The sequence below is a fragment of the Aerococcus agrisoli genome, from assembly GCF_003797145.1.
In the GTDB taxonomy this organism is placed as follows: Bacteria; Bacillota; Bacilli; order Lactobacillales; family Aerococcaceae; genus Aerococcus; species Aerococcus agrisoli.
Map to the genome: position 1 here is coordinate 1 of NZ_RKMG01000041.1, position 10146 is coordinate 10146.

General features: G+C 38.4%; 8 protein-coding genes, 2 pseudogenes and 1 other annotated feature. Of the genes and pseudogenes, 8 read left to right on the forward strand and 2 right to left on the reverse strand.

The features are described from left to right. Positions 1–92: 92 nt before the first annotated feature. Positions 93–941 (reverse strand): SDR family oxidoreductase, encoded by an 849-nt coding sequence (locus EF384_RS08890; RefSeq protein WP_123781267.1) that lies wholly within the window; start codon positions 939–941, stop codon positions 93–95. A 100-nt stretch (positions 942–1041) separates the two neighbouring features. Here EF384_RS08890 and EF384_RS08895 point away from each other — a divergent pair, with 100 nt between their 5' ends. Both EF384_RS08895 and EF384_RS08900 read left to right on the forward strand, forming a co-directional pair. After that, positions 1042–1515, forward strand: a complete 474-nt coding sequence (locus tag EF384_RS08895) for an Rrf2 family transcriptional regulator (protein WP_123781269.1) — start codon at positions 1042–1044, stop codon at positions 1513–1515. 348 nt (positions 1516–1863) lie between these two features. Continuing rightward, positions 1864–2114 (forward strand) — a binding site (T-box leader). A gap of 58 nt (positions 2115–2172) precedes the next feature. Beyond that, a complete protein-coding gene (locus EF384_RS08900; protein WP_123781279.1) occupies positions 2173–3450 on the forward strand; it encodes an O-acetylhomoserine aminocarboxypropyltransferase/cysteine synthase family protein in 1278 nt (425 codons plus the stop codon). 94 nt (positions 3451–3544) lie between these two features. Here the strand turns inward: EF384_RS08900 and EF384_RS08905 are convergent, their stop codons facing one another. Beyond that, entirely contained in the window at positions 3545–4549 is a 1005-nt protein-coding gene (locus EF384_RS08905; RefSeq protein WP_123781271.1) for an IS30 family transposase, read from the reverse strand. Between the two features lie 645 nt (positions 4550–5194). On the opposite strand from EF384_RS08905, the gene EF384_RS08910 reads away from it, so the two are divergent. From EF384_RS08910 to EF384_RS08935, 6 genes and pseudogenes are all read left to right on the forward strand, one after another. Then, the gene (locus EF384_RS08910; protein WP_123781273.1) at positions 5195–5767 is read left to right on the forward strand and encodes a Dps family protein; all 573 of its coding nucleotides are present in this window, start codon (positions 5195–5197) and stop codon (positions 5765–5767) included. A gap of 110 nt (positions 5768–5877) precedes the next feature. Beyond that, entirely contained in the window at positions 5878–6585 is a 708-nt protein-coding gene (locus EF384_RS08915; protein ID WP_094518673.1) for a Crp/Fnr family transcriptional regulator, read from the forward strand. 227 nt (positions 6586–6812) lie between these two features. Next, positions 6813–7124, forward strand: a pseudogene (locus tag EF384_RS08920) (hypothetical protein); the annotation flags it as partial. Further along, positions 7116–7473: pseudogene (locus EF384_RS09960) on the forward strand (prolipoprotein diacylglyceryl transferase family protein); the annotation flags it as partial. The pseudogenes EF384_RS08920 and EF384_RS09960, both read left to right, overlap by 9 nt. A 146-nt stretch (positions 7474–7619) precedes the next feature. Then, a complete protein-coding gene (locus tag EF384_RS08930; protein ID WP_072614529.1) occupies positions 7620–7853 on the forward strand; it encodes a heavy-metal-associated domain-containing protein in 234 nt (77 codons plus the stop codon). 197 nt (positions 7854–8050) lie between these two features. Next, positions 8051–9961 (forward strand): heavy metal translocating P-type ATPase, encoded by a 1911-nt coding sequence (locus EF384_RS08935; RefSeq protein ID WP_123781277.1) that lies wholly within the window; start codon positions 8051–8053, stop codon positions 9959–9961. Positions 9962–10146 lie beyond the last annotated feature (185 nt).

Consider the following 10146-nt stretch of genomic DNA (forward strand, 5'->3'; position numbering starts at 1 on the left):
TCCATTCTATAGGGTCCATTTTAGACCGTTATGGCTAGCTAGTAGGGTCTTTTGATTTTTTTTTGAAGAAGGGTTTATTGAACGATATGAAATTATTGAAGTAATTCTTTAAAGGCGTCCACAAGCGGTGTTAGCGGTTTGCCTAATACCTTTTCAAAGTCGTCTGATTGTACATCTAATACACCGTTTTTGATGTCTCCTTGAATCGCTAGGAAGAAGCCTGCTACTGGTTCTGGTAATTGATTGTCAGTTAAATTTTTAACGAATGCTTCGTCGTTAGTTTCTAGAGGGGCAATTTCTTTACCTGTTGCTTCTGCTAGTGCTTTAGTTAAAGTTGCGTAGTCTACTGGTTTACCAGATAGTTCTAGGATTTCAGGGAAAGTTTTTTCACCAGCTAAAACGATCGCAGCTGCTTCAGCGTATTCGCGGCGTAATGCCCAACCAGCTTTACCATTTTCAGCGGTGTATAATAGTTTGCCACTGTTTAAAGCCGCACCTACTAGCGGAAGCTCATTTTCCAAGTACCAGTTATTTCTTAAAATTGTAAAAGGAATGCCGGATGCTTTGATGGCTTGTTCGGTATAACGGTGGTCAGTTGCTAGGTCGGCAGAAGATTGGTCTGCACGGGCGAAGCTTGTATAGGTGATAAAGCTAACGCCAGCTTCTTTGGCTACATCAATTGCATTTTGATGTTCTTCTTGACGAGTGCCAGGTGCTGATGAAACAAGTAATAAACGGTCAATACCTGTGAAAGCCGCTTTTAAAGATGCTTTATCTAAGTAATCGCCGATGTGTACTGTATAGCCAGCTTCAGCAAGTGGTGCAGCTTTTTCTTCACTACGTGCTAAGATGTGGATATCTGATACGGGAACTAATGTATTTAATTTGTCTAATGCGAGCCCACCAAAGGCACCTGTTGCGCCAGTTACTAAATATTTCATGAATAAACACTCCTTTTTTTTACCTGTAATAATTAAAGTTACAGGTTAATAATAGTGAATGTGCTATAATAAGTCAAGAGAAAAGAGGTGGGATATTCAGATGAAATATTCAGTAAAGTTTAGTGATGCTATTCATATTTTAGTTTATATCGAGATGCTTCAAGGTACGGACTTATCTAGTGAAGTGATTGCCAAAAGTGTGAATGCTAATCCCGTTTCTGTTAGACGCATTATGAGTAGCCTCAAAAAGGCCGACCTGATTACTAGCCAATCTGGTAAGGCAAATCCAAAATTAAGTAGAGATCCCGAAAATATTTCTTTTTATGATATTTATCAAGCTATCGACGAAGAACAGCAAATATTCCGTGTAGATGAGAAAACAGCACCTGCCTGTATCGTAGGTGGTAATATCCAGGGTGTTTTAGCGGAAAAATATGATCAATTGCAACGTAGCGTTGAAGCAGAGATGCAACAAATCAATCTAGCGGATATCATCCATTCCGTCTCTCAAAGTGCCAATCAATCTGAATTAAACGACGAAGAAACCAAACAAATACTCGAACGATTTTTATAAAAATAAGCTAAGTCGATAATACTTGTAGGTGGTATTTATGATGATAGGTTTCTCATAAAGCCTGAAACAACCCGTTTATCCTTTGGAATCGAAGGTGTTAGTATAAGCATAACAGGTTTAGAAAAAGTATCAGCAGTAATTTAATGAGTAAGTAAAAGTTGCGAAGAGACTACCTGTAAGCAAAAATTAAATTGATGAAGGTATAAAACTAATTTTTAAAAAGTTATGCGCTAAATTTTATTAATATAGTGAATTAAGCTTAGCAAAACGCTTAAAATGAAATAAAAATTAAAAATAAATAGTTGACTTATCATCAAAATGCCATTAATATGTATTAAACAATATATACAGTACGCGATGATGAGATAAGTATTTTATGACACTTGCTTAGAGAGCCTATGTGTGGTGGAAGTAGGTCAAGGAGATTAGAAGAAAATGGTCTTGGAGCATAATAGTTTAAGCCTAAGATAGGTGAGGATTATTCGGGAGCCCCCGTTACAGGGAGAGAGTACAATGATTTTTTAACGTACTCTGTGAGTTTATATTAGCGATAATATAATAAATTAAGGTGGTACCATGAAGTAGCTTTCATCCTTTGCAGAAGCAAGGGATGGAAGCTTTTTTATGAAAAAAATTACAAAATCGGGGGAAATTATTATGACTAAAGACTATAAAATTGAGACACAAGCCATTCACGCTGCTCAAACGATTGATGAAACAGGGTCACGCGCTGTTCCTTTACACCAAACAACAGCTTACGTTTTTGATGATGTAGCGCAGGGCGCTAATCGTTTTGCCTTAGCAGAAGGTGGCAATATTTATACGCGAATCACAAATCCTACTCAGGGCGTCTTTGAAGGTAGAGTGGCTGCTTTAGAAGGCGGTTCAGCTGGTTTGGCTGTCGCTTCGGGTATGGCCGCTATTACTTATGCTATTCAAGTTTTAGCTAAAGCAGGAGACCACATTGTAGCGACAGCTAACCTATATGGCGGAAGCCACAACTTATTTGAACATACTTTCAAGGACTTCGGTATCGATGTGACGATAGTAGATACGAGTGATTTAGCGAATGTAGACCAAGCTATTCAAGACAATACTAAGGCTGTATTTGTAGAAACAATCGGCAATCCGGCTGGAAATATTGAAGATATTAGTGGCTTAGCTGAAATAGCGCATAAACAGGGTATTCCATTAATCGTTGATAATACTTTTGCAACACCTTATCTAGCGCGTCCTATTGAACATGGTGCAGATATCGTTGTCCATTCAGCGACTAAATTTATTGGTGGTCACGGTACGTCAATCGGTGGGGTAATTGTAGAAAGTGGACAGTTTGACTGGAAACAAAATGATAAGTTCCCAGGCTTAAGTCAAGCAGATCCAACTTATAATGATCTTGTTTTCGCAGATGCCTTTGGCCCAGCAGCTTATACTACAAAAATTCGTGCGACGCTATTACGAGATACTGGGGCTTCAATTTCACCTTTCAATGCTTGGTTATTAGTTCAAGGCTTAGAATCATTACATGTACGTATGGATCGCCATGTTGAAAATGCAGAGAAAGTGGCTACATTCTTAGCGCAACACGACAAAGTAGAATGGGTTGATTATGCGGGATTAGAAAGTAGCCCATATTATAGCTTGAAAGAAAAATACTTACCTCTAGGGGCAGGTTCAATCTTTACCTTTGGTGTTAAAGGTGGCTATGAAGGTGGAGTTAAATTCATTGAAAATCTAGAATTATTCTCTCTATTAGCGAATGTTGGAGATGCTAAATCATTAGTGGTTCACCCGGCTTCAATGACCCATAGTCAGTTAACTGAAGAAGAACTAGCTGAAGGTGGCATTAAACCTGAAACAATCCGTTTATCTATCGGAATTGAAAATGTGGATGATATCATAGCTGACTTAGATAACGCATTAGCTGCGATTTAACGACTTAGTAATAGATAGATTGATGTAGAAACAATTTTATATGTTATGCAGGCTATAATTGAATAGATTATAGCCTTTTTTATCCCTTCAATTGTCAGATTAAGTGCAACGATTCATTAAAAAATACTTCATAAGGGGTTTTCCAATTTAGACATTTCCGTGGTCGCGTGTTTAATTTATTCGCCCATTCGTGAATTTGACTATCGAAAATACCTGAAATATCTTCACCTTTAGGTGAATATTCTCGTAATAAACCATTAGTATTTTCGTTTGTACCACGTTGCCATGGAGCATGTGGATCTGGAAAATACACTTTAGTGCCATTTAATTCTAGCGTTATTCGACTATGTTGGGAGAATTCTTTTTCTCTATCGGGTGTAACGGTTTTACATTTATCTTCTCCTACATTTCTTCGTAGATTGATCATACAATCAATCACATTTTTAGAGATTTTCTTTTCAACCTTACCAAGTAGGGAAAAACGAGATCTACGATCGACTAGAGTTACAATACAAGCCCTACCTGTTTTACCGGCTACAGTATCAGCTTCCCAATGACCAATCTCACGGCGCTCATTGGCAGCAGATGGCCGTTCATGAATCGTATTCGAAATTAGTATTTTTCCACGGCGCTCTCGATAATTTTTTGTGTGTCGTGTTTTACCTCGATGTCTTAACTTACGAATTGCACCTTTATTGCCGTGAGAAAGATTCGATTCATCAAAATCTCCGTGATATATTGCACGATAAATCGTATTATAACTAAGAGCTTGCTGATTTATTTCTAGTCTCATTCGGGCACTAATCTCCTCTGGAGACCATTGTTCTTCCAAAAAGAGTCGTTGTACCCGAGAATGAATTTCTGTATCTAGAAGTATGCGTTTACGACCACACTTTCTTCTCTTTCTTTGCTGATACTTTTCTTGTGCTTTTGAGGGAGAATAACTTTTTTCTTGAATAGTATTCCGCTTTAGTTCTCTTGAAATTGTTGATTTTGCACGATTTAGTTGCTTAGAAATATATCCTAAAGACTTTCCTTGCTCATGCAATAGGAATATTATTTCGCGTTTATTAATGGTAAGATGATAATATGGATTCATAGTTTTCTTCCTTTCTGTAGTTGGTGGCACATCTATTTTAAAGGAAAACTGTGGCTCTTTTTTTGAAATTTTTATGTGTTGCACTTAAATTGTAAATTCGTCTTTGACAAACCGTCATAAAAATAAAACCAGTCAAAACTAATAATAATATAGGTATTCCATAAGCTAAAACTCCTATTAATCGATCTACTAAAAATAAATAAAAGAATTCTTTTCAATTTTTATTTATGGTATGACATAAATAAAGTAAAGTTATTCGTCTAGGTTAATCTTATTAATACTCTTTCTCACTAGTGTTGCATGCAATACTAGTGAGAAAGAGCATTAAATATACTGCAAGGCAAGACATTTGGTAATTGAAGAATAACAAGCAAAAAAATAGCAGTCAGGTCTCTTGACAAAGCATAGTTGCTATTCTTTTTTAGGCCCTACTTTAATAAAATTTTTGTTTGGAGGGAACGACTTCATTCCTTTGATTATTTCAGTTGAATTTAATAGAGAAGTCTGGCGTCTATAAAGAAATGCTTTTCTTGATGCACGTCAATTTTTTTGAGGTAGGGGGCCTTTATACTAAATTCAGTAAAGGAAAAGGAGGCATCAAAGGAAGCTATTTTAAACAAACCAAAATTATAGGAGGAATAGATCATGACTGAAAATAAAGCTTCTCAAGAAAGAACACCCCAAGAAAGATTGCAAGAAGAACAAGAACACAAGGAACATGTCCATCATACAAAAATTAATGCAGCGGCCATTTCGGATCATCTTTTAGGAAACATGCATACTTTACATGTGAAATTGCACCAATATCACTGGTATGTAAATGGCGCTAATTTCTTCACCCTGCATGAAAAATTTGAAGAATTGTATAATCAAAACGAAGAATGGTTCGACAAACTAGCAGAACGCTTGATTACTTCCGGTCATAAACCGGCTTCAACCACCGCTGAATTTGAAAAATATTCCATGCTTTCAGAAGATGCCGTCAATAAATATGCTAAAGCAGAAGACATGGTTGAAAATATTATCGAAGATTTCAGACGTACCCGTGACTTAACGATTCGTGCTATTCGTTTAGCACAAGATGAGGGTGACGATGCTTTAGAAGATACACTGATTGCTTTTAAAAATGACTTAGATAAAAACATTTGGATGCTACAAGCGTTCATTGGCAAAGAGGCATTGGAAGATGACGATGCGTTTGATGAGGATGAAGATTAGTTTTTTCGGAAACATACATTTAGAAATTAAATATTTTGAGGTAGGGGCCTTTATGCTAAATATAGGAAAGCTAAAAAAAGGACAGTAAACTGATAAAGGGGAAGAACGAATTGACTCAATACACCCAACCACATGCAGCAGGAGACCACTCAGCTTGTATCCGCTTAGTCCCGATATTCAATCATTTGGAGGAAAGCGCGATGGATCGCATCGCTGAAAAAGCGCACACGAAGCACTATCAAAAAGGGGCGTTTCTGTTTCGCTCGCAAGAAAAAGATGATGCCTTGTATATTGTGAATCGCGGAAAAGTCCGCATCTATCGCTTGTCTGATTCTGGCAAAGAGCAACTAGTGCGTATTTTGAATCCGGGTGACTTTACGGGAGAATGGACATTGTTCAATCCTGATGCTGTGCACGAGGAATACGCAGAAGCTACTCGAGATACGTCTGTCTGCATGATTCAACAACATGATGTACAAGAGTTACTAAAAGAGTTTCCTGCAATTTCATTAAAGCTGCTAGGAGAGATGTCGCAACGGTTAGAAAGATCCGAACGCCAAACCGCACAAGTAGCCGTGGAGAGTGTCATTACCCGTTTAGTTTTGTTTTTGGCAGAAAATGTGGAACCTGAAATGGGCAACTCTCCCACCATCACCCTGCCGATGGCAAAAAAGGACATTGCTTCCTATTTAGGAACGACACCTGAGACCATCAGTCGCAAATTAGGAGAATTGGAGAACGAGGGATTGATTCAACAGCTGTCTGGGAAAAGAATCAAGATTCAGGATTTAGATGATTTATTGCTTTACAGCGAATAATCGGACACACTTTTTTCTACACGTTGGTGTTCTGTCGCTCTTCATTAACAACGGGACAGAACTCAGTGCTTTTGCTTCCATCTGTCCGTTTTTGGCTCTTTTAAGACAGAACGACCTCATTCATTGGAAAAATAAAAGCACAAACATGATAATTCTCAAGTTTCTTTGTTTTATTTTTCTTTAAGATAGGGTTGCCGAGCAAAACGTAAAAATAAGTAGGGGTGAATGTGCCTTATTTTTGGGTGATAGTTGCCATCACGTTGTCAGCAGCGGGTGCATTCTTTGTCGTCCCTTTCACCAAGAATACGATTGGCGGCGAAGCAAAAACGTCTAACATTGTTGAGGCAGATAGGCTAGCTATGGAAAAAGAAGAGGAAGTTGTAAAAAGAGCCGGCGTAATCGGACACGGAAAAGTGGCGTATTACGAAGCGAGTGATCAGGGAGCTAAAAGCGTATTCACTGTTTGGTTTCCATGGAGCTTAGCCGGAATCTTGTTCAGCATCACCATGACTAGAATGACGCAAAAAAATGAACAAATGAATATCAATGGTACCTACTACCATCCGACTTTTTTATACGAGTCATTGTGGAGTTTGTTGGGCTTTGTCCTCATCGTCACTATACGGAACCGAAAAATAGTTTTTGCGTCAAGAAGAAGTCGCTTTGAGTTACGTTTTGTGGTACTCAGTGGGTCGGTTCTTCATTGAATGTATGCGAACGAACAGTTTATGGATTGGCGAGTGGATCCGCGTTTCGCAAGCCTTGTCTCTGGCCCTGTTTATTGGCGCGATTGTAGTATGGTTTATACGCAGACAAGATTATCCACCAATTTCTTATTATTCTGATGACAATAAGGGGCAGAAAAAGACTATTAAGATGGTGAATTGAGCAAAAAGATAAAAAGAAGTGCCGAACTTGATATGCGTCAATTTTCGTTTGCTAAAAGTGAGCTATATTATAGTTGTAAAGAGGAAAAGGCAGTGTTCATTCATCTGCTGCCGATAAAATAAAAACACATAAAGGAGATAGGAATTATGGAAAAAGCTATATTGCAATTAGAAACGTTGTCTTGTCCAAGTTGTATGCAAAAAATTGAAGGTGCCGTAAAATCAGTTAACGGTGTTGATAAAGACAGCATTAAAGTATTATTCAACTCCAGCAAAGTCAAAGTCGATTTTGATTCAGCTGTCACTTCGATTGAAGAGATTCAAAAAGCTATCGAAAACGTAGGCTATCCGGTCCTTAAAACAAAAGTCAAGGCCGCTTAACAGATTAAATGAACTAGGCAATTCTGGAAGAAAAACTATTTTTTCAGGATTGCTTTTTTTGTTGCAATCCGATTCGAGGTGCTTAGAAACGATAAAAGAGAACTTTCTAAACTTGATGTCAGTCAATTAATTACTTAGGCAATTATCTTATATTGTGTTTATCAATAAAAGAGAAATTAAATTTGGAGGGAAAAAACATGCAAAAATATATATTAAGCAAGAAAAATGTTATCACCGTCATCAGTGGATTGTTCATCGTACTCGGTTTCTTCAGTCACTTTGTTTTAGAAAACGTAGGACTTTCAGAGTGGTCTTTGATCATCGCCTCTGTCTTTGGGATTATGCCAATTGCCATTCAAGCGTTTCAAGCAATGAAAGTCAAAGTCATCAGTATTGATGTCTTAGTCAGTATTGCAGCGATTGGTGCGCTTTTTATTCAAAATTATGAAGAATCGGCTATTGTCACGTTCTTATTCTTATTCGGACACTACTTGGAACACCGAACATTAAACCAAACGCGATCTGCTATCAAAGAATTGACTGAAATGGCACCCGAAAGCGCCTTGAAACAAATGGATAATGGCGAATTTGAAGAAGTAGACGTGGATGATATAGATGAAGGGGATATCTTACTCGTTAAAACGGGTGCGAAAGTTCCAGTAGATGGCACAGTCCTTACGGGTGAAGGGCATATCAATGAAGCTAGCATTACAGGTGAAGCTGTTCCGGTTAACAAGCAAGCTGATGCAGAAGTTTTTGCAGGAACCATTTTAGAAAACGGAACGATTCAAATCAGAGCTGACCGAGTTGGTGAGGACACCACATTTGGAAAAATTATTGAACTCGTGGAAGAAGCACAAGATTCTAAGTCTGAAGCCGAACGCTTTATTGACCGCTTTTCCAAATATTATACACCAGCCGTCTTGGTGCTGGCATTTATTGTTTGGTTGGTCAGTCAAAATGCTGAATTAGCTATCACAATCTTAGTTCTCGGCTGCCCAGGTGCTTTGGTTATCGGGGTTCCTGTTTCAAATGTTGCCGGTATTGGGAATGGTGCTCGTAACGGTGTTCTTTTAAAAGGGAGTGAAGTCATTCAAGACTTCAGCAATGTGGATACAATTGTATTTGATAAGACAGGTACTTTAACTGTCGGAAACCCAACCGTTGCAGCGACTGAACTGTATGAAAAAGATTCTGCTGAAACGCTTGGCTATCTGGCCAGTGTGGAACGGGAATCAGATCATCCATTAGCAAAAGCGGTCTTAAATCAAATTGGCGAAACAAACTTTTATCCTGTTGAAGAAACTGAAGTCGTGAAAGGCGGCGGAATCGTTTCAAGTGTAGCTGGACATAGAGTGGCTGTTGGGAATGTGGCCTTGATGGAAAAAGAAAATGTCACTCTCAGCACAAAAGTGCAAAAAGATGTCAAACGGTTTGAACAACAAGGGAACTCTCTCGTTTTGACAGCGGTCGACGGTGAATTAAAAGTACTGATGGGCATTCGCGATCAAGTCCGTCCGGGTGTGAAAGCTAATTTGCAGGAATTAAAAGACTTGGGCGTGAAAAATCTAGTTGTTCTTTCAGGAGATAACCAAGGAACCGTTGATGTGGTCGCCGGCGAACTTGGTCTGACCGAAGCTCACGGCCACATGTTGCCGGAAGACAAATCGGCTTATATCGGAAAACTTCAACAACGTGGTCAAATTGTAGCCTTTGTTGGAGATGGCGTTAACGATAGTCCGTCCTTAGCTTTAGCAGACATTGGCATTGCAATGGGAAGCGGAACGGACGTAGCGATTGAAACATCCGATGTCGTTTTAATGAACTCGAACTTCAGCAACTTGCCTCACGCACTAGGATTAGTAAAAGCCACCGCAAATAATATGAAACAAAATATCGTGATTGCAATTGGCGTAGTGTTGGTCTTGTTGACCAGCGTCTTCTTCAGCGAATGGATGAATATGTCTATCGGAATGTTGGTTCATGAAGGTAGTATCTTGGTGGTAATTTTCAATGCCATGAGATTAATGAAGTATAAGTTGAAAGGCCGAAAAGAACAAAAAGAAGTATCAGCACCTGCAGAGAAAGTAAAAATATCTTCAGAATAAATTAGAAGAGGCTGAGACAATAGTCCATCCTTGAAATGACAAAAGCGGAAACTCAGATTTTTAAATCTGGGATTTTCCGCTTTTTTGAGTTCTTGAAAAAAAAATAAGCGTATAGAGTATGCTCTTTATAAAATTAATGTTCGTGTAAATGATTAAAAAATCTGGCGGATTTTATAATGAACTTA